The organism is Streptomyces sp. NPDC001070 (genome assembly GCF_053598835.1).
Map to the genome: position 1 here is coordinate 113,430 of NZ_JBSFLB010000013.1, position 19,919 is coordinate 133,348.

The 19,919-nt window shown below is 73.3% G+C and carries 17 protein-coding genes; 2 read left to right on the forward strand and 15 right to left on the reverse strand.

Going from position 1 to position 19,919, the window contains the following annotated elements; all coding sequences use genetic code 11:
- Position 1 precedes the first annotated feature (1 nt).
- From ACWDAS_RS17860 to ACWDAS_RS17930, 15 genes are all read right to left on the reverse strand, one after another.
- Complete coding sequence (locus tag ACWDAS_RS17860) at positions 2-2,260, reverse strand: NHLP family bacteriocin export ABC transporter peptidase/permease/ATPase subunit (protein WP_450391391.1); 2,259 nt, start codon at positions 2,258-2,260, stop codon at positions 2-4.
- Entirely contained in the window at positions 2,257-3,063 is an 807-nt protein-coding gene (locus ACWDAS_RS17865) for an HlyD family efflux transporter periplasmic adaptor subunit (protein WP_450391394.1), read from the reverse strand. The genes ACWDAS_RS17860 and ACWDAS_RS17865 overlap by 4 nt, the downstream gene beginning before the upstream one ends.
- Positions 3,064-3,167: 104 nt before the next feature.
- Positions 3,168-3,395, reverse strand: a complete 228-nt coding sequence (locus tag ACWDAS_RS17870; RefSeq protein ID WP_450391397.1) for a type A2 lantipeptide — start codon at positions 3,393-3,395, stop codon at positions 3,168-3,170.
- A gap of 329 nt (positions 3,396-3,724) precedes the next feature.
- The gene (locus ACWDAS_RS17875) at positions 3,725-4,000 is read right to left on the reverse strand and encodes a hypothetical protein (RefSeq protein ID WP_450391399.1); all 276 of its coding nucleotides are present in this window, start codon (positions 3,998-4,000) and stop codon (positions 3,725-3,727) included.
- 185 nt (positions 4,001-4,185) lie between these two features.
- Positions 4,186-4,884 (reverse strand): TetR family transcriptional regulator, encoded by a 699-nt coding sequence (locus ACWDAS_RS17880; protein ID WP_450391402.1) that lies wholly within the window; start codon positions 4,882-4,884, stop codon positions 4,186-4,188.
- A gap of 79 nt (positions 4,885-4,963) precedes the next feature.
- Positions 4,964-6,277: an ABC transporter substrate-binding protein gene (locus ACWDAS_RS17885; RefSeq protein WP_450391405.1), complete on the reverse strand. Its 1,314-nt coding sequence runs from the start codon at positions 6,275-6,277 to the stop codon at positions 4,964-4,966.
- A 92-nt stretch (positions 6,278-6,369) separates the two neighbouring features.
- Positions 6,370-7,461: a branched-chain amino acid ABC transporter permease gene (locus ACWDAS_RS17890; protein WP_450391407.1), complete on the reverse strand. Its 1,092-nt coding sequence runs from the start codon at positions 7,459-7,461 to the stop codon at positions 6,370-6,372.
- A 10-nt stretch (positions 7,462-7,471) separates the two neighbouring features.
- On the reverse strand, positions 7,472-8,317 hold the full coding sequence (locus tag ACWDAS_RS17895; protein ID WP_450391410.1) for a branched-chain amino acid ABC transporter permease: 846 nt from the start codon (positions 8,315-8,317) through the stop codon (positions 7,472-7,474).
- Between the two features lie 30 nt (positions 8,318-8,347).
- A complete protein-coding gene (locus tag ACWDAS_RS17900; protein ID WP_450391412.1) occupies positions 8,348-9,064 on the reverse strand; it encodes an ABC transporter ATP-binding protein in 717 nt (238 codons plus the stop codon).
- Complete coding sequence (locus tag ACWDAS_RS17905) at positions 9,057-9,878, reverse strand: ABC transporter ATP-binding protein (RefSeq protein ID WP_450391414.1); 822 nt, start codon at positions 9,876-9,878, stop codon at positions 9,057-9,059. Before ACWDAS_RS17905 ends, ACWDAS_RS17900 begins: the two co-directional genes overlap by 8 nt.
- Before the next feature lie 237 nt (positions 9,879-10,115).
- On the reverse strand, positions 10,116-11,741 hold the full coding sequence (locus ACWDAS_RS17910) for a sodium/solute symporter (protein ID WP_450391416.1): 1,626 nt from the start codon (positions 11,739-11,741) through the stop codon (positions 10,116-10,118).
- Positions 11,738-12,121 carry a DUF485 domain-containing protein gene (locus ACWDAS_RS17915; protein WP_450391418.1) on the reverse strand — a complete coding sequence of 128 codons (384 nt, stop codon included), beginning with the start codon at positions 12,119-12,121 and terminating at the stop codon, positions 11,738-11,740. The genes ACWDAS_RS17910 and ACWDAS_RS17915 overlap by 4 nt, the downstream gene beginning before the upstream one ends.
- An 832-nt stretch (positions 12,122-12,953) precedes the next feature.
- A complete protein-coding gene (locus tag ACWDAS_RS17920) occupies positions 12,954-15,446 on the reverse strand; it encodes a SpoIIE family protein phosphatase (protein ID WP_450391421.1) in 2,493 nt (830 codons plus the stop codon).
- Between the two features lie 92 nt (positions 15,447-15,538).
- Positions 15,539-16,345, reverse strand: a complete 807-nt coding sequence (locus ACWDAS_RS17925) for a tyrosine-protein phosphatase (RefSeq protein ID WP_450391423.1) — start codon at positions 16,343-16,345, stop codon at positions 15,539-15,541.
- A gap of 71 nt (positions 16,346-16,416) precedes the next feature.
- The gene (locus ACWDAS_RS17930) at positions 16,417-17,397 is read right to left on the reverse strand and encodes a polysaccharide deacetylase family protein (protein WP_450391425.1); all 981 of its coding nucleotides are present in this window, start codon (positions 17,395-17,397) and stop codon (positions 16,417-16,419) included.
- Positions 17,398-17,589: 192 nt separating this feature from the next.
- Between ACWDAS_RS17930 and ACWDAS_RS17935 the strand changes: the two genes are divergently transcribed.
- Both ACWDAS_RS17935 and lpdA read left to right on the forward strand, forming a co-directional pair.
- Positions 17,590-18,285 carry a glycoside hydrolase family 75 protein gene (locus ACWDAS_RS17935; protein WP_450391426.1) on the forward strand — a complete coding sequence of 232 codons (696 nt, stop codon included), beginning with the start codon at positions 17,590-17,592 and terminating at the stop codon, positions 18,283-18,285.
- A 150-nt stretch (positions 18,286-18,435) separates the two neighbouring features.
- On the forward strand, positions 18,436-19,836 hold the full coding sequence (lpdA, locus tag ACWDAS_RS17940) for a dihydrolipoyl dehydrogenase (RefSeq protein WP_450391429.1): 1,401 nt from the start codon (positions 18,436-18,438) through the stop codon (positions 19,834-19,836).
- Positions 19,837-19,919: the final 83 nt, after the last annotated feature.

Sequence of the window (19,919 nt, forward strand, 5' to 3'; positions counted from 1 at the left end):
GTCAGTGCTCCTTGACCAGGGCGGCGTACGCGCCGCCCGCCGCGATCAGCTCCTCGTGCCGCCCGCGCTCGACGACCGTGCCGTGGTCGAGGACCAGGATCTCGTCGCTGTCGCGGACCGTGCTGAGCCGGTGGGCGATCACCACGCAGGCGCAGCCGCGGCGCCGCAGGTTGTCGATGATGACCTGCTCGGTCTCCGCGTCCAGGGCGCTGGTCACCTCGTCGAGCACCAGCACGCTGGGCCGCCTGACCAGCGCCCGGGCGATCTCCAGCCGCTGACGCTGCCCGCCGGAGAAGTTGCGGCCGTCCTGCTCGACGCGGCTGTGGATGCCGCCGGGGCGGCGGGCGACGACCTCGTACAGGCAGGCGTCGCGCAGCGCGGTCGCCACGTCCTCGTCGGGGATGGAGGGGTCCCACAGCGCCACGTTGTCGCGCACGGTGCCCTCGAAGAGGAAGACGTCCTGGTCGACGAAGGAGACGGAGGCGGCCAGGGCGCTGCGCGGGATGTCCTCCAGGCGCTGCCCGTCGATGCGGATCGTGCCCTCCCAGGGGCTGTAGAGCCCCGCGATGAGCCGGGAGACGGTGGACTTGCCGCTGCCGGATCCGCCGACGAGCGCGACCTGGCGGCCGGGCGCGACGGACAGCGAGAAGCCGGACAGCAGCGGCTTGTCGAGGGGGCTGTAGCCGAAGGTGACGTCCTCCAGCGTGACGTGGCCCTTCAGCCGCCGGGTGCTCGCCTCGGGCTCGGGGCGCGCGTAGAGCGAGTCGACGGGGAAGTTCTCGACGTCCTTGAGACGGACCACGTCGGCCGCGAAGTCCTGGATGCGCCCGGCGACCCCGTTGAGCCGGGTGATGGGCGCGGTGAACCGGGTGACCAGGGCCTGGAAGGCGACGAGCAGACCGATCGAGATGTGCCCCTCCACCGCCCGCAGCCCGCCGATCCACAGGATCAGCGCGCTGTTGAGCGTCGCGAGGGCCGGCGCGACCACCGACAGCCAGGCGCTGGGCACGCCGAGCCGCTGCTGCTCCTCCAGGGTGGCGGCGTGCTGTCCGGCCCAGCGGCGGAAGTAGCCGTTCTCACCGCCGGTGGCCTTCATCGTCTCGATCAGCTGCAGGCCGGTGTACGAGGTGTTGGTGAGCCGGGCGCTGTCGGCGCGCAGCTTCTGCGTCCGGGTGGCCCGCAGCCGGGTCACCACGCGCATGGCGACCGCGTTGAGCAGGGCGATCCCGACCCCGAGAACGGTCAGTTGCGGGTCGTACGTCCACATCAGCAGCGCGTAGAGCACGACGACGACGCCGTCGACGGCCGCGGCGGCCAGGTCGCGGGCGAGGGTCTCGGCGACCGCGTCGTTGGACTGCAGGCGCTGCACGAGGTCGGCCGGGTTGCGCTGGGTGAAGAAGGTGACCGGCAGCCGCAGCAGGTGGCGCAGGAAGCGGGCGCTGCCGAGGGTGGAGGAGATGATGCGCCCGCGCAGCAGGTTGGTCTGCTGGACGGCGGTGAGCGCGGCGGTGAGCGCCACCAGGGTGGCCATCGACGCGAACAGCACGCCCAGCAGGGAGGTCTGGTCGCCGATCAGGAACAGGTCGATGTACGTCCGGCTGAGCGCGGGCAGTGCCGCCCCGACCGCGACCAGCAGGAGGCTGGCCACGAGCGCGGCGAGCATGGTGCCGCTGGTGCCGCGCAGCCGGGCGGGCAGCGCGCCGAGGATGCCGGGCCTGCGGCCGCCGCGGTGGAAGTCCGGTCCCGGCTCGAAGGTCAGCACGACGCCGGTGAAGCTGGTGTCGAAGTCCTCCAGGGGCACGAAGCGGCGCCCCTTGTCGGGGTCGTTGATGTGGACGCCGCGGCGGCCGAGGCGACGGCCCATGCCGTCGTGGACGACGTAGTGGTTGAACTCCCAGAACAGGATGGCCGGTGCGCGCACCTCGGCCAGGGCCGCGGTCTCCATCTGCATGCCCTTGGCCTGCAGCCCGTAGCCGCGGGCCGCCTTCAGCAGGTTGCTGGCGCGGGAGCCGTCGCGGGAGACGCCGCAGGCGATGCGCAGTTCCTCCAGCGGCACGTGCCGGCCGTAGTGGGCGAGCACCATCGCCAGCGAGGCCGCGCCGCACTCGACGGCCTCCATCTGGAGCACGGTCGGCGTGCGGACGGTGCGCGGCCTGCGGCCCTGCCGTTGCCCGCAGGGGCGCCGGGCGGGCTCGGGGCGGTGTCTGCGGCGGCCTGCGGGCGGCAGCGGCCGCTGCTCGGGCCGGGCGGGCGCGGTCACGGGAGCAGCCAATCGACGGGGCGCTGTGCCCTCAGGTGGACGGCGCCGGCGGCCAGGGTCATGGAGTCCAGGTCGTACGAGGGGCCGTCGCCCTTGGACCAGCGGTACCCGGTGGGAGTGCGGGACGACGCGTCGAGCCGTACGACGACGGCCACGGGGCGTCCCGCGCGGGTGAGTTGCGCGGCGAGCTGCGGGTCGCCGAGGTAGGCGGCGATCTGCCGGGCGGTGCGCGAGGTGCGGCCGACGGCCTGCACATGCCCGCGCAGCACGCCGTACCGCGCCTGGGGCGCGGATTCGACCGAGAGGTCCACCGCGGCGCCCACCGGCACCGAGGAGGCGCTCGCGGCCGGGACGTAGAGGGTCGCCATGAGCGGGTCGCCGGCGTGGGCGACGCGTTCGACGGTCGCCACGTCCGCGCCGACGGTGACGACGGTGCCGATGGTGGCCACCAGAGCGCTCACCCGGCCGGCGGCGACGGTGCGCACGACGGTGTCGCCGCGCTCCGTGCGGACGCTGAGCAAGGGCGCGTCGGCGGGCAAGCGTTCCCCTTCCTCGGCGAGGACCCGGCTGACCTGTCCGGCGACCGGGCTCTGCAGGACGTAACTGCCCTGCCCATAGCCGATAATTCCGGGGGCGCTCAATTTCGAGGACACGGAACCGGTGACCGCCCAGAAACTCGCGGCGGCCATCACGAGAATGGTGACGGACAGCACGAGGCGGCCCTGCGGGCGCGCGAAACGCACCGGGAGATCGAGTTCTTCCGGTGATTGGAGCTTGGCAAGGGCCTTTTTGCGAAACTGCACGGAACTCTTCCCTCAGCCGCATCCCTCGCCATTGGGACGCAATGCCGCAATGGCGCCCGCGGGTCCCGGAGGGGAGGCCTCCGGGACCCGCGGATCCGTTGGTCTCAGAGACCCGCGGCCAGGCCGGTGGCCAGGCCGGTCACAGCGCCGGTGTTGACGCCGGAGATGCCCTCGACGGTGCCGACGACGCCGGACACGGTGCCGGCGACCGGGGCGATCGACTCGAGGGTGCCCGTGGCGTTGGCCACGAGGCCGCCCACGAGGCCGCCGGAGACGTTGTCCAGGTCGGCGTCGGAAATCTCGCGGGTCTCAACCTGGGAGGTGAAGTTCATGGGGGGCTTCCCTTCGGGTGTGAACACATAACAAGTGGCGAATCATCAGGGGGCAACCTCTTCGCCACGGGACGGGATACAAGCATGGGAGCAGCTGGGACGGCCAATTGACGAACCGTGCGTTCGAATATGGTTCGGATTCATGGCTTCACCGGTGTGCCGTAATTCCCACGCCCCGGTGGCAATTCCTTCACATGCGCGGGGCGCGCGGGCCCGGCGGAACCGGGCACTCCGGATCAAACCGCGCGCACCGGCGGGGGTGGTGCGCTGCGCACGTGCGGACGTATGTCGCCCAGGTGTGCGGTGTGCAGATTTACCGGAGGTAATGTTCAGCCCTGCGCCCGGTGCGGGCTGCTCGAGCGCGAGCAGCCGGAAGAGGCGGTGCGCCGCGCCGGTTCCGCGTCGTACGTCCAGCAGTCCGCGGCCGCGACCGCCACCGGGACGCCGAGCCACCGGTCCAGCAGGTGGACCAGCACGCCCGCCGCCACCGCCGTGCCCGGCGCCGCCCCGAACACCGCGCCCGGCACGGCCCCGAGGAGCCGCGACCGGCCCGGCACCGCCGCGCCGCCGCCGGCCCGCGGACCCGAGTGGAGCCAGGCGACCATCGGGGCCTGCATGGCCGGGACGAGCACCGCCCCCCATGGCGTACGGATTCAGCGCCACCGGTGCCGTCAGCCAGTCGCCCACCCGGGACAGGGACCCGGACAGGCCCGGATGCTCCGGCCAGGCCGCGTACGCGTCCCGGTGCGGGGAGAAGGCGGCGCGTCGCGCGCCGCCCCCGTCCCCGGTCTCAGCCGGCGGCGCCGGCCTCCGGTGCGGACAGGCCGAAGTCGCACAGCCTGCCGATCAGTTCGAGGGCGGTGTCCGTGAGGCCGGCCGCCTCGCACGCGTCGTCGCAGGCGACGAGCTCCCGTCCGATCTCGGCGATCGTCGTGGTCAGGGCGATGAGCAGGGCGCGGTCGCCAGGCCGCTCCTGGGTGATGCCGAGCAGTGTCGCGTTGTGCTGGATCCAGGTCCTGAGGTTCTGGCGGCCCAGCAGGTCGAAACCCGGCGGGGTGTCCCCGGTGTAGAAGAGCCGGGCCATCTCCCGCCGCGCCCAGGTGTGCCCCAGGTAGGCGCGGGTGCCGGTGAGGAAGAGGGCGCGGGGGCGGCTCTCCCCGCTTTCGCGGAGCCGCGCCACCGCGCGGGCCGTGGTCTGCGCCTGCGCGGTGCGGAACTCCTCCCACAGGGCCAGGAAGAGGTCGACCTTGCCGTCGAAGTGGTGGTAGAGCCCGCCGACGCTGGCGTCCGCGCGGCGGACCACCTCGGCGACGCCCGCCGCCGCGTACCCCGACTCCCCGAAGACCTCCCGGGCAGCCTTGAGCAGCGCCTGCCGGGTGGTCTCCGCCCGGCTGGGCGTCCGGTCCGGTGCCGGCCCGGACGCCCGCCCGGTCGTGGGGAGGCCCGCGGGATCGCCGATGAGCAGCTCGTCACCGCGTGTGTCGCCCATCCCGGGACCTTCCGTCCGTCACGGCCGCGTCGCGCCGTGAACCCACTGCCTGGAGTGGCAGCACACTACCCCTCGTCCGTTACGACGCCGGGATGCCGCCGGCCGGGGCCTCGGGCTGTGCCTCGGTGTACGGGGTGATGGCGCCCTTCTCGTCGTCGGTGACCAGCGGCGTGCCCTGCAGGGCCACCTCGGTGCCCTTCAGGATGCCGATCTGGACGCCGGTGTAGCCCGCGTGCGAGCCCTCGCCGTAGCGGAACGGCACGAGCCCGGGCCCGGAGAAGCCGCCCTTCTCCACGGCCTTCACCAGCGACTCCCGCGTCGGGTCCTTTCCGGCGGCCTTCAGCGCCTGGACGAAGGTGTAGGCCATGGACATCCCGAACTCGACGTTGCCGTCGAAGGGCACCTTCGGGATGTACTTGTCGTGGATCTGGCGGAAGAGCTTGATCCAGCTGTTGGAGGTGTCGGTGGTCGGCGGCATGTAGGTGTCGGTGACGATGCCGTTCATGAGGGCGGCGGCGTCCGCCTTGCCGCCGGCCTGCTTCGCGTACGACTCCAGCAGGGCCGCCAGGGTGGTCGGGTCGGAGCCGACGTTGGTCACCGCCATCGCCGGGCTGTACTGGAGCTTGAGCGAGGTGAGCTTGAACAGCGCGGTGTACGCCGGGATCGTGAACAGCACCACGACGTCGGCCTTGGACTGGGCGATCGCCGAGACCTGCGGGGAGATGTCGGTGCCGCCCGGCTGGTAGCTCTGCCGGCTGACGACCGACTCCTTGGGGATGTACTGGTCCAGGCCCTCGACGCCGTCCTTGCCGAAGTCGTCGCCCTGGTAGAAGTAGGCGACCTTCTTGCCCGCGAAGTTCTCCTTGACGTACTGGCCGAGGATCTTGCCCTCGACGACGTAGTCCGGCTGCCAGCCGAAGGTCTGCGGGTGCTTGTCGGGCTCGTCCCAGCAGCGGCAGCCGGAGGAGACGAACAGGTCGGGCACGCGTCGGCTGTTGAGGAAGTCGACCACCTTGGTGTGGGTCGGCGTGCCGAGGCCGCCCAGCATGGCGAAGATCTTGTCCTCCAGGACGAGTTCCTTGGTGACCTTCACCGTCTGGGTCGGGTTGTACCCGTCGTCCTTGTACCGGAAGTCGATCTTCCGGCCGTTGACCCCGCCGTTGGCGTTGACGTGGTCGAAGTACGCCTTCGCGCCCGCCGAGACGTTGCTGTAGCCGGGCGCCGCGGGACCGGTGAGCGGCTGGTGGCTGCCGATGACGATGCTGTCCTTGGTGACGCCCGGCATGGCGGAACCGCTGCCTGACGCGCCCGAGCAGGCGCTGAGGGCCAGCGCCAGCACGGCCAGCGCGGCACCGCCGCGCACGCGCAGGCCGTATCGGTGACTTCTTCTCATGACCCCTCCTGGAACCGAATCGGATTCGGTGGGTGATGGACGGATTTCCGGTGTGATGCCGGTGGATGGTCGGGGGAGCGGGATACGGACGGTCAGGTACCGGAGCCCCGGTTGCCGAGCCGCCGGACCAGACGGGTGAGGGCCCCCTGGATCCCCTGGGGGAACAGGAGCATCGACAGGACGAGCGCGAGGCCGTACAGGGCGAGCGGCAGGTTCGCGTAGAAGCCCCGGGACAGGTGCAGGGCGTCCGCCACGTCGCCGGTCCAGTTCGGCAGCAGGACGAGGAGCACCGAGCCGTAGACGGCACCCGCCAGGCTGCCGAGCCCGCCGAGCACCGCCGCGGTCAGCAGGGACAGCGACAGCGCCAGCGGGAACGCCCCGGGCGCGGCCAGCGAGCTGACCACCGCGAGCAGCCCGCCGCCCAGGCCCGCGCACGCCGCGCTGACCACGAAGGCGAGCACGCGCAGCCGCGCCACGTGGATGCCGGCCAGCGCCGCGGACACCTCGTCGTCCCGGATCGCCCGCCAGGACCGGCCCACACGGCTGCGCCCCAGGTCGGCGAGGAACACCAGCACGACCACGGCGCACAGCACGCAGACCCACGCCTGCCAGCGCTCCGGCGGGAAGTACGGGCCGAGCGCCTCCGGGGGCGGGGGAGCGGCCACCACGAGCCCGTTCTCGCCGCCGAGCAGGTCGGTCAGATGGCGGTAGTTCGCCAGCGCGGGCAGCCCCACGGCCAGGGTCAGCGTCGCGCCCGCCAGATACGGGCCCTGCAGCCGTGCCGCAGCGGCCCCCACCAGCGCCCCGACGGCGGCCGTGACCGCCGTGCCGGCCGCCAGCGAGACGGTCAGGGACCAGCCCGGTTCGGTGAGGAAGAGCCCGGTTCCGTAGGCACCGACCGCCATCAGCGCGCCATGGCCCAGCGAGATCTGCCCGTTGATCCCGGTCAGGACGGTGAGCCCGGCGACCGCGCACACATAGGTGGCGACGGTGGCGACCTCCAGGTTCTGGTACGGCGACAGCAGGGCGCTGACGGCGCAGACCACGAGCAGCCCGAGCAGCCCGGGCGCCAGGTGCCGTACGGCGGTGCGGTCCATGGGCCCGCGCAGCCGTGCCGCGAGGCCTGCCCGGGCGGAGGCGGCGAGCGGGGTCGTCCTGTCGGTCGAGTCGGTCGTGTCGGTCATGGACAGCCCCTCACACCCGTCGCACGGAGGTGCGCGAGAACAGGCCGTTGGGCCTGATCATGAGCACCGTCATCAGCACCGCCAGCGCGCCCAGCAGGGCGACCTCGGACCCCAGGTACCCCGAGACGTACGAGAGGGTGAGCCCGACCACGAGCCCGCCGACCACCGCCCCCGGCGGGCTGTCGAGCCCCCCGACGACGGCGGCCGCGAAGCCGAACACCAGCACCGCGTCGAACTGGTTGGGCCCGACGAAGGTCGCCGGCGCCACCAGGACCCCGGCGAGCGCCCCCACCGCCCCGGCCAGCGCCCAGCCGAGGGTGAGCACCCGCCCGACGCGCACGCCGAACATCCGTGCCACCTCCGGGGAGAACGCCGCGGCCCGCATGCGCAGCCCCACCGGGGTGACCCGGAAGAGCACCACCAGCAGTGCCATCACCACGAGCACCGCGCCGATGACGAACAGGTCCGAGGGTGACAGCAGCAGCCGGGCCCCGCCCACCGTGAAGCCCTTGATGCCCAGCAGCGGCGGGAAGGAGCGCGGCGAGCCGCCCCAGACCATCCCGGCCGCGGCCTGCAGGAACAGCAGCAGCCCGAGGGTGACGATGACCGCGTTCATCGGCGGCCCGTTCTCCACGGGGCGGACCAGCAGCCGTTCCACCACCGCCCCCAGTACGAAGCCCGAGACGAGCGCGGCCAGCAGCCCGAGCCAGTACGAGCCGGTCGCGTGGATCACCCCGAGGGCGACGAAGGTGGTGACCATCAGCATGCCGCCCTGGGCGAAGTTCACGATCCGGGTCGCCCGCCAGATGAGCACCAGGGCCAGCGCGACCGCCGCGTAGACGATGCCGCTGCTCACCCCGCCCAGTGTCAGATTGATGAAATACATTCAGAACCCCAGATAGGCGTGGCGGAGGTCGTCCGCGGTGGCGAGGCGCGCGGCCGCGTCGGCCGCGACCACCCGCCCCAGGTTCAGCACGACGCCGTGGTCCGCGAGGGACAGGGCGCTGCGCGCGTTCTGCTCCACCAGGAGCACGGTGAGTCCCTGCCGGTCGCGCAACTCCCGCAGCACGGCGAGGATCTGGGCGGTGACCCGGGGCGCGAGCCCCAGCGACGGCTCGTCGAGCAGCAGCAGCCGCGGCCTGGTCATCAGGGCCCGGCCGATGGCGAGCATCTGCCGTTCGCCGCCGGAGAGCGTCTCCGCGGGCCGGCCGCGCCGTTCGGCCAGGGCGGGGAAGAGGGCGTACACCTCCTCCAGGCCGGCGGACTGCCCCGCCCGCCGCTCGCGGCGGTCCCGCCACAGCCCGCCGAGCCGCAGGTTGTCGTGGACGGTCAGCTCGGTGATGACCCCGCGCCCCTCCGGCACATGGGCCAGGCCCAGCCGTACGACCTCCTCGACCGGCAGGCGGGTGATGTCGGTGCCGTCGAGGAGGACGCTCCCGGATCGGGGCCTGACGAGTCCGTTGACGGCGCGCAGCAGGGTCGTCTTGCCGGCGCCGTTGGCACCGAGCACGGCGGTGATGCCGCCCTCGTCCACCGTCAGGGACACCTCGTCCAGGGCCCTCACCATGCCGTAGGAGACGGTGAGTTCGCGGACCTCAAGCACGGGAGGACTCCTCTCGGGCCCCGGGCGCCCCGGCGTCGGCCGGAGCCGCGCCGGTGACCTCGTCACCGAGGTACGCCTCCGTCACCAGCGGGTCGTCGCGCACCTCGTCCGGGGTCCCGTAGGCGATGACCTTGCCGAAGTCGAGGACGAGGACCCGGTCGCAGACCCGCATGACGAGGTCCATGTGGTGCTCCACGAGGATCACCGCCATCCGCTCGCGCAGCCCGGAGATGACCTCGCCCAGCTCGCGCATCCCGTCCTCGGACAGGCCCGAGGCCGGCTCGTCGAGCAGCAGCAGCCGCGGCTCGCCGGCCAGCGCCCGGGCGAGCGCCACCTGCTTCTGGACTCCGTAGGGGAGTTCGCCGGGGAGCCTGCCCGCGGTCTCCGCCGCGCCGAGTTCCCGGAGGAGCGCCAGCGAGCGGTGGCGCAGCAGCCGCTCGTCGCGGTCCGAGCGGGGCAGGCCGAGCAGCGCGGAGGTGAAGCCCGCCCGTGCGTGCCGGGTCGCCCCCACCATGACGTTCTCCAGCACGGTCAGCCGCGGGAACAGCCCAAGGCCCTGGGTGGTCCTGGCGATGCCGAGCCGGGCCAGCTGGTGCGGGCGGGGCCAGGGCAGCGCCCGGTCCTGCCAGCGCAGCGTCCCGGCGGCCGGGCGCACGAACCCGCACACCGCGTTGAACAGGGTCGTCTTTCCGGCCCCGTTGGGCCCGATGACGCCGAGCACTTCGCCCGGCCGGACCGACAGGGACACGGCATCGAGTGCGGACAGGCCTCCGAAGGAGACCCCGAGTCCGTCGATGCGCAGGAGGCTTTCCACCAGTCACCCTTCCTTGGGGAGTTCGGCGGGGTGGTACGGGACGATGGGCGGGGATCGGGTCCGCGGCGGCCCGGCTGCCGCGTGGTGCGGGACGGGGTACCGGACCGTTCGCGCGTGGTGGCCTGCCGGTCGGAGGGGCTGTCTCAGCCGGACCGAATCCGAATCGGATTCGGTTCCGACTGAGGGTGACCCGTGCCCGAATCCCTGACAAGCCCTGGGTGAGGAGGAGTTCGGGCCCTAACCGGCGCCCGCGAGCAGCCGGGCCTCGTCCGCCTCGTAGCGCCGTCTGCTCTCCGCGGCCGTCCCGTCCCGGCGCCGGCGGTCGTAGCGGCTGCCGAGCCAGCCGGCGAGGAAGCCGAAGGGGATGGAGACCAGGCCGGCGGTCTGCAGCGGGAACCAGTGGAAGTCACGGCCGGGGAAGAGCGCCGTGGGGCCTCCGGAGACCGCGGTGGAGAAGACCGTCAGCAGCAGCACGCAGGCCGTCCCGCCGTACAGCGCGGCCAGCAGCCCGGTGCGGCCGAAGCCCCGCCAGAACAGCGAGTACGTGAGGGCGGGCGCCACCGCCGAGGCCCCGATCGCCAGCGCGGTCGTCGTCATGACGGCGACGTTCCAGTCCTGCACCAGCGCGGCCAGGGTCACCGCCCCCGCGCCGACGGCCGCCGCCGCCCACCGCGACACCGCCATCTCGGTGCGGGGGGCGGCCCGTCCGCCGCGCATCGCGTGCCCGAACAGGTCGTGCGCCAGCGACGACGCCGCGGCCAGTGTCAGACCCGAGACCGACGACAGCAGCGTCACGAACACCGTCCCGCACACGGCGGCGTACAGCAGCGTCTCGCCGATCGACGGCGCCGCGTCCCCGAACGCCCGGGCCAGCATCAGCACCGAGGTGCGGCCCTCGGGGTCCGCGGCCGTGATCAGCCGCGAGCCGACCATGGCCGCCGCGCCCGCTCCCATGACCGTTCCCAGCAGGCAGAAGGTGGTGACCGCGCCGACCGCCCAGGACATCGAGCGGCGCACCGCGGGCGCGTCGGGCGCCGAGTACAGACGCATCGTCACATGCGGCAGGCACGCCACCCCGAGGACGACCGTGAGCTGCAGCCCGATGAAGTCCAGCTTCCCCGTGGTGGTCCGCCCCAGCTCCAGCCCCTGCCGCAGATACGCCTCGCCGGCCCCGCTGCCCGCCTGCGCGGCCCGCAGCAGGGCGTCCGCGCTCCAGCCGAAGCGGTTCATGACGAGCGCGGCGACCACGGCGCTGCTGCCCAGCAGCATCACGATCTTGATGATCTGGATGAGCGCCGTGCCCCGCATGCCGCCCATCGCCGCGTAGACGACCATCAGGGTGCCGATCATGGCGATGGACACCGTCCGCGCGCCGTCGAGATGGATGTCCAGGATGGCGGTGATCAGTGAACCCGCCCCCGACAGCTGGACGATGAGGAACGGCAGGCACGCGGCCAGGGTGACCACCGCGGAGGCGATCCGCACGGAGCGGCCGCCCATGGTGCGCGCCAGGACGTCGCCCATGGTGAACCGCCCCGCGTTGCGCAGGGGTTCGGCGAGCAGGAACATCAGCACCACCAGCGACATGCCGGTGCTGGTGGCCAGGACGAAGCCGTCGTAGCCGAAGAGCGCGACGATGCCGGTCGTGCTGAGCACGGTGGCCGCGGAGATGTAGTCGCCCGCGATGGCCAGGCCGTTCTTGAACGGGGTCAGGGTGCGGTACCCGGTGTAGAACTCGACGAGGTCGTCCCGTTCCGGCCCGGCGAAGACGCTCAGCAGCAGTGTGCAGGTCACCAGGAACGTGAAGAAGAGCAGGACGACGGTCTGCGTCCCGGAGTCGTAGCCGGCGGCGAACTCGTTCACCGGGCGGCCCCGTTGGTCGCCGCCCACTGCCGGACGCGCCGTGCGAGCGGGTCCACCGACCGCCGGGCGCTGCGCTCGTACCGGCGGATCGCCGCGAAGGTGACCACGAGCTGCGACAGCCCCATCAGTGTTCCCAGCGTGAGCTGTCCGGCGACCCGCGTGCCCATCGTGTCCCGTGCGAGGACCGAGAGCAGGAGGAAGACCACGAAGTAGCCGAGCGCGGTGAGCGCGGAGACCCGCCGCAGCAGCCGGTAGGCCGAACGCAGCCTCCTGAGTTCGGCGCTGCGGGCGGGCGGCCCGGCGGACGGCGCGGGTGGTCGCGGTGGTGGTGCCGGTGGCGGTGGTTGCCGGTGGTGCCAGGTGTCGCCGTAGTACGTCATCGCGCGGTCTCCAGGCGGATTGCGTTGCGAAGGATGTGCGGGCGCGGTGGGGGGACGGGCGGGTTCGACCGGTACGCGCCGGGGCGCCGTGCGCCCCGGGAGTGGCCGCACGATACCGACTGGTCGGCATGTCGGGAAGAGGTGCTGCAGGTCACGGTTGGAGCACCGGTGGCACGGGCCCGCCGTCAGCCGGGCAGCCGTAGTGCGCCCGCCGCCGGGAACTCGCGCTCGACGGCGCCGCCGTGCGGCAAAGGGGCAAAGGGGCCTCCTCGTGGGCGGTTCCGGCCCCGATGCGGCCGAGGTGGGCGCAGGAAGTCCGCACGGGCGGCCGGCAGTCGTGCCTGACCGGCCGACTGCGCAACGGAGTTGTCGGGTCCCGGGCCCGCGAGTCCGGACACGGCCGCCCGGCCGGCGGCGACGACCGCCGAGCGCCGCAGCCGGACCGCAAGGACGCACGGCGCCACGAGCTGCCGCCGGCCGGTGTCCTGCCGGGACGGGGCCTCGCCGGGGACCGCGGCGATGGCGGCCGTCAGCCCGGCGCGTGCTCCGCGGCGGCCGCGGCGACGGGCGGATCGCCCACGGCCGGCTCATCCGGCCGGACCGGTACCTGCTCGGCGGGCGACGGTTACGTCCGGGCCGGCGGCCCCGACCGGGCGGAAGCCGCCGGGGGCTCCTCGGCCCCCGGCGGGACGGGGTCTGGTTGCCGTGCGGCGCGGCCGCGTTGGCCGCGCCGGAGGCCATGGCCCGGTCCCCTGCGCGCGTCCGGCGGACCGGGCCCCGCGCGCCACCGGCGCACGGCACCCGCCGTGACCGGCAGCCCCACGGGGTTCCGTCAGGAAGGCGACTCCGCGTGCGGCGGGTGCACCGGGATCTCGCACCACACCTGCTTGCCGCCGCTGAGCGGCATCGTCCCCCAGGCCGCCGACATCGCCTCGACGAGCAGGATCCCGCGGCCGCCGGTGTCGTGCCAGTTGATGATGGCCGGCTTGACCGGCGTCCTCGGCGAGCCGTCGCCGACCGCGATCCGCAGCCGGTCGCCGGTGAGCGTGATGTCCAGCCGCACCTGGCCGTCGGTGTGCACCAGGGCGTTGGTGACCAGTTCCGAGACGACCAGCAGCACGGTGTCGGCCTCCTCGCTCAGCCCCCACGCACGCAGCGTGCGCGCGGTGAACCGGCGGGCGTGCGAGGCGGCGTCCGGCAGCCGCCACACCGTCCAGCTCTCGCGCACGGGCTTGACGGCCATGCCGTCGTAGCGCATGAGCAGCAACGCCACGTCGTCGCTGCGGGTCGCGCTGTCCAGCAGGGCGTCGGCCATCCGCCCCAGGTGGGAGGGGTCGGCCGCGGACAGCTCCTGCGACATCCGCCGTATGCCGTCGTCCATGTGCAGCTCGGAGGACTCCACCAGGCCGTCCGTGGTCAGCGCCAGGACGGTGCCGTTCTGCAACCGCAGGGGGATCAGCGGGAAGTCCGCGTCGTCGACCACCCCCAGCGGCGGCCCGCCGTCGCCCTCCACGGTCTGCGTGGTGCCGTCGGGCAGCCGGAGCACCGGGGGCAGATGCCCGGCGCGCACGCACCAGCCGCTGCCCTCCTCCATGTCGACGCTGACGTAGCAGCAGGTCGCGAAGAGATCGGTCTCCATGCCCATGAGCAGGCGGTTGGCGTGCGACACGACGACGTCGGGGGAGTGGCCCTCCACGGCGTAGGCGCGGATCGCGGTGCGCATCTGCCCCATGAGCGTGGCGGCCCCTGCGTTGTGCCCCTGGACGTCACCGATGACCAGGGCGACGTGGTGGTTGTGCAGGGGTATGACGTCGTACCAGTCGCCTCCGACCTCCAGGCCGCCGGTCGTCGGCAGGTACCGGGCCACCGCCACCCCGCCCGGCAGCACCGGGAGCCGGCGCGGCAGCAGCGTGCGCTGGAGGGTGCCGACCAGCTCGTGCTCGGCGTCGAAGGCCCGTACGCGGACCATCGCCTGGCCGACCAGGCCGGCGGCGGCGGTCAGCACGGCCCGCTCGTCCGAGCCGAACTCGTGGGGCCTGTCCCAGCCGATCAGGCAGCATCCGACGACCCGTCCGGCCGCGGGCAGCGGCAGCACCGCGAGTCCGCCGGGACCCACCCCGGCCAGCGCGGATTCCAGCGGCGCCCCGGCCGGCCAGAACCCGATCCGGCCCTCGCGCAGCGCGGTCGCCAGCGTGGGCATGGACCGGGTCGACGCGTCCGGCCACTCCGAACGCCACTCGGTGCGCCACACCTCGGGCCAGGCCGAGGGCTCCGCCGGATCGAGAACGGTGACCACCAACCGGTCGTTCTCCAATTCGGCCAGCGCGATCCGATCGGCGTTCAGCGGACCGCGCAGGGCCTGGACCACGACCGTGCTGACGTCCTGCACGGTCGACGCGTTCGCCAGGTCGGCGGCCAGCTGCTGCACCCGGCCCACGTCGTTGACCCCGGCCCGCATCCGCGAGGCGTCCCCGACCGTGCCCAGCAGCCGTACCGGGCGGCCGTCGGGGGCGAACAGCACCCGGCCGCGCAGCCGCAGCCAGCGCAGCTCCCCGGAGGGCTTGCGGATCCGGAACTCCAGTTCGCGGTCGCCGGTGGCCATGTGCCCGGCCTCGACCACCGACATCAGCGCGGGCAGGTCCTCGGGGACGGTCAGCGCGAGCAGGGTCTCCACGCGGCCGTCGAACCGCGCGGGCTCCAGGCCGAACAGCGCCAGCACCTCGTCGCCCACGTTGATCCAGCCGGTGTCCATGTCGAGCGTGAAGCCGGTGCCCCGGGAATCCGCCCCGGCCACCGGATCGGTGTCGCCGCACTCCTCTCCGGGCGTGGGGCCGGGATGGCCGATCGTCGTGGCGAACAGCTCCAGGCTCTGCCGGTCCTCGGCGTCGAAGCCGTCGGGCTGGTCGGTGACCGCCACCAGGCAGCCGACGCAGACGTGGTCAGCCCGCAGCGGCAGGGCGGTCAGCGATACCTCCAGCGGCACCGAGATCCCGTTCCCGGCCAGCCGGGCGACCTCCGCGGGCCCGGCGTACACCGGCCGGTCCTGGCGCACGGCGACGGCCATGGGCGAGTCGCCGTCCGCCGGATAGCTCTGGCGCAGCCCGTGCAGGGCGCGCGGCACCCCGGCCGAGGCGACCAGGCACAACGCCCCGCCGGCCTCCGCGGGTGCGTACACGGCGACATGGGTCGCACCGGTGAAGACCAGCGCCTGCTCGATGACGGACCTCAGGCGCGCGGAGTGGCCCAGGTCGGATCGGAGCGTCTTGAGCGCGAGCTCGGCGGACAGCGCCCGAACTCTGCGTCCTTTCGCGCCGTCGCTGACCACGTGGTCATTACACCGCCTCCGGGGCCCCAGCGCAGCCCGTGTGCGGGGAATCGTCACGCGGTGTGAGAAGAACGCGTGTCGCGCCCTCCGCTTCAGGCGACCTCGACCAGTCCCTCGCGCAGCCGGGCCACCGCGGAATCGGGCAGGCGCAGCGCGTGCCGCGCGTAGCCGTCGATGTCGCCCCAACCCTCCGCGAGCGCCTCCAGCGCCGCCTCCAGATAGCACGGCCGCACCTCGACGACCGCGGCGGCGACGACCGGATCGCCGCCCGACTCGACGAAGCGCCGCAGGTGGGGGCTGTAGGCGGCCTGCACTGCGGCGTTCACCGACAGGAACTCCCCGCGGACCACGGCCGGGTCGGCCCCCAGCAGCATCAGCAGCAGCGTGCTCGCCCAGCCCGTCCGGTCCTTGCCCGCCGTGCAGTGGAAGAGCACCGGCCGGGCCGCCGGGTCCGCCGCGGTCTCCAGCAGCGCGCAGTACGCCGAGCAGGCGTGCGGGGAGCGGACCATGCGGCGGTACGCCTCCGCCATCAAGCCCTCCGCGCGCCCCCCGCCCAGCTCCCGGTCGGCCCGGGCGGGGTCGGCGAGCAGTGCCTTCAGCCGGGCCGGGGCCATGCGCGGGTTGTCGCCGAAGACGTCGGCGACGAAGAGCCGGGCGCCGGCGGGCAGGACGTCCGGTGCGGCGGTGCGCTCCTCGTCGGTGCGCAGGTCGACCACGGTCCGGACGCCCAGGTCCGCCACGCCGGGATCGGTCGCGGGGTCGTAGCGGTCGAGCTGCCCCGATCGCAGTACCGCCCCGGCCCGGACCACGCGGCCCGGCCCGGCCCCGGCCAGCGGGATGCCGCCCAGGTCCCGGAGGTTCACCACGGTCCCGGCGTCGATGGCGGTGCCGGTTGCCATGTGCTCATGGTGCGACGGGCGCGCGGGCGGCGCGATTCGGCCCGGATCGGCCGCGAGGACGAGGACGGTCCTCAGCGCTGGGGGAAGGTGTACGCGTACCCATCCGCGTCGAGCTGGTCGAGGAGCTTCTCCAGGGCCTGCACGGTCTGGCCCCGGTCACCGCCGCCGTCGTGCATGAGCACGATGGCCCCGGGCCTGAGCTCGGAGTTCACGGTCGCGAGGATGGCGTCCGCGCCGGGGCGGCGCCAGTCGTCGGAGTCGACGGTCCAGCCGAGCGGGCGCAGGCCGTGGTCGGCGGCGATGGCGCGGATCGCGGGGGAGAAGTCGCCGCCGGGCGCCCGGTAGTACCAGACCGGCGAGTCGCCTGCGCCGGCGGCGCGGGAGATCTCGCTCCGGGCGTCGAGTATCTCGTGCCGGTTGTACTCCTCGGACTTGTGGCTCTGCGCCTCGTCGTGGTGGACGGAGTGGTCGCACAGCCGGTGACCGGCGGCGGTGATCTTCCGTACCAGGTCGGGGTGGGCCTGCGCGTTGGGGCCTATCTCGCAGAACGTGGCCTTGGCGTGGTGCCGGGCGAGCACGTCGAGGACCTTCGGGGTCCACACCGGGTCCGGGCCGTCGTCGAAGGTGAGGGCCACGGACCTGCCCGGGGCCTCCACACCGTGCTGGATCGACCGGTCGGTCACGGCCGCGCGGTGGGCGGGGGCGTAGGCGGCGGTGCCGTGGGGCGCGGCCGCGGTGCGCGCGGGGGCCGGGGTGTGCGTGGCCGTCGTATGGGCGCCGCGGTGCGCGGCCGCGGTGTGCGCGGGGGCCGGGGCGGTGGGAGCCGTGCTCGGCGTGCCGGCCGGGGCGGCGGCCGCCGGGGAGGACGCCGCCGCGGGGGCCGAGGGGTGGGCGGACGCGGGCGCGGAGGACGCGGTGGCGGACGGGACCGAGGCGTTGGCGGCGGCGCTCTGCATGGTGTGCTGCGCGCCGCAGGCGGCGAGCGTGGCTCCGGCGAGGGTCGCCGCCGCGACTGCTCCGAGGGCTCGGGTCGCGCGGGTCGTCAGTGCCACGGTGTTACCTCCAGGGGCCGGTCGCTCCATGCGGACATGCGGAACAGCCCCCCACCGTAGGCGGCGCGCGGGGGCGCGCCCTCGGTCTTTCGGTCATCTTCAGGTCCTTTGCCTGCGGGACCTTCGTCCTATTGGCATGCACGCGACAAGCTGCAATGTGAGTTAGGAAAGTTTCCTAATGGAAGGACGTCCATGCGCAAGCGCCTCGCGTTAGCCGCCGCCGGAGCCGGCGCCACGCTCCTCGCGGCCCTCCTCACCCCCGCCGCGGACGCCGCCGGCGCCGCCCCGCGCAGTCCGCAGGAGGGCTCGGTCACCGCCGCACAGCTGCTGGCCAAGGTCAGCGGCTGCACGCAGATCTCCAGCGGCAGGTACCGGACCGACGAGGAGACCCCGGCGACCGTCCCGGTCTGCGGCGCCAACGGCGCGGTGTTCTGGAAGGCCGACATGGACGTCGACTGCGACGGCCAGGTCACCGCCCGGTGCAGCTGGGACACCGACCCCTGGTTCCAGGACGACACGGCCTTCCACCAGTCCGACGGCCGGCCGCTCAACGCCGAGAAGCTCCCGTACGTCGTCGTCCCCAGTCCCAGCGGCACCTGGGACCACCGCGGCGCCGGAATCCAGGGCGGCGGCGTGGTGGCCGTGATCTACGGCAGCAAGGTCGAGTACGCGGTCGTCGGCGACACCGGCCCCACGGCGATCATCGGGGAGGCGTCCTACGCCACCGCCCAGGCCCTCGGCATCGACCCCGATCCCGAGACCGGCGGGACCGACTCCGGCGTGACGTACATCCTCTTCAAGAACTCCTCCGTCTCGCCGATCGAGAGCCACACCACGGCCGTCTCCGTCGGCGACGGACTCGCCCGCCAGTTCGTCGCGAACAACTGACCGGCCCGGGCGCGGCGTACGCCGGGCGGCCGATGTGACACGGCAGACGCCGCGTCCGTGTTGCGCGGCCGCCCGTGGGGCGTGATCGTGGCTGGCGAGGCAGTCCGCCTGCACGAGCTTCCGCACCGTGGTCCACACAGGGGTCGCCGCATGAGCACACACTTTGACGTCGTCGTCCTGGGCGCGGGGCCCGGGGGGTACGTGGCCGCCATCAGGGCCGCCCAGCTGGGCCTGCGCACGGCGATCGTCGAGGAGCGCTACTGGGGCGGGGTGTGCCTCAACGTCGGCTGCATCCCCTCCAAGGCCCTGCTGCGCAACGCCGAACTCGCCCACATCTTCACCCAGGAGGCCAGGACCTTCGGCATCCGGGTGAACGGCGAGGTCAGCTTCGACTACCGCGAGGCCTTCGCCCGCAGCCGGAAGGTCGCGGACGGCCGGGTCAAGGGCGTCCACTTCCTGATGAAGAAGAACGACATCACGAAGTTCGAGGGCCACGGCACCTTCACCGACGACCACACCCTGCACGTCGCGCTGGGCTCCGGCGGCAGCGAGACCGTCACCTTCGGTCACTGCATCATCGCCACCGGCGCCACCACCAGGCTCCTCCCCGGCACCTCGCTCAGCGAGCGGGTCGTGACGTACGAGGAGCAGATCATGTCGGACACCCTCCCCGAGAGCATCCTCATCGCCGGTGCGGGCGCGATCGGCGTCGAGTTCGCGTACGTCCTGCGCAACTACGGGGTGAAGGTGACCCTCGTGGAGTTCCTCGACCGGGTCGTGCCGCTGGAGGACGAGGAGGTCTCGGCCGAACTCGCCCGCCAGTACCGAAAGCTGGGCATCGACGTGCTCACCTCGACCCGGGTGGAGGCGATCAACGACTCCGGCGACTCGGTCAAGGTCATGGTGACCACCGGCGGCCAGCGGCAGACGCTGCAGGCCGACAAGGTGCTCCAGGCGATCGGCTTCCAGCCGCGGATCTCCGGCTACGGCCTGGAGCAGACCGGGGTCCGGCTCACCGAGCGCGGCGCCATCGACATCGACGACCACTGCCGCACCAGCGTGCCGCACATCTTCGCCATCGGCGACGTCACCGCGAAGCTGATGCTCGCGCACGCCGCCGAGGCGATGGGAGTGGTCGCCGCCGAGAGCATCGCCGGCGCCGAGACCATGTCGCTGGAGTACGTGATGATCCCGCGGGTCACCTTCTGCCAGCCGCAGATCGCCAGCTTCGGCTGGACCGAGGTGCAGGCGCGCGAGCTCGGCTTCGACGTACGCGTGGCCAAGTTCCCCTTCACCGCGAACGGGAAGGCGCACGGCCTCGGCGACGCGGTCGGCTTCGTGAAGCTCATCAGCGACGCCAGGCACGGCGAACTCCTGGGCGGCCACCTCATCGGCCCCGAGGCCACCGAACTGCTGCCGGAGCTGACGCTGGCCCAGAAGTGGGATCTGACGGCCACCGAACTGGCCCGCAACGTCCACGGCCACCCCACGCTGGGCGAGGCCGTCCAGGAGGCGGTCCACGGCCTCGCGGGCCACATGATCAACTTCTGAGAGCGCCGCGCACCGGTCGTCGCCCGGGACGGTCGACGGGCGAGGGCGACGGGGCCTTCCCCTCGCGGTGCCGTGCCCCGGGC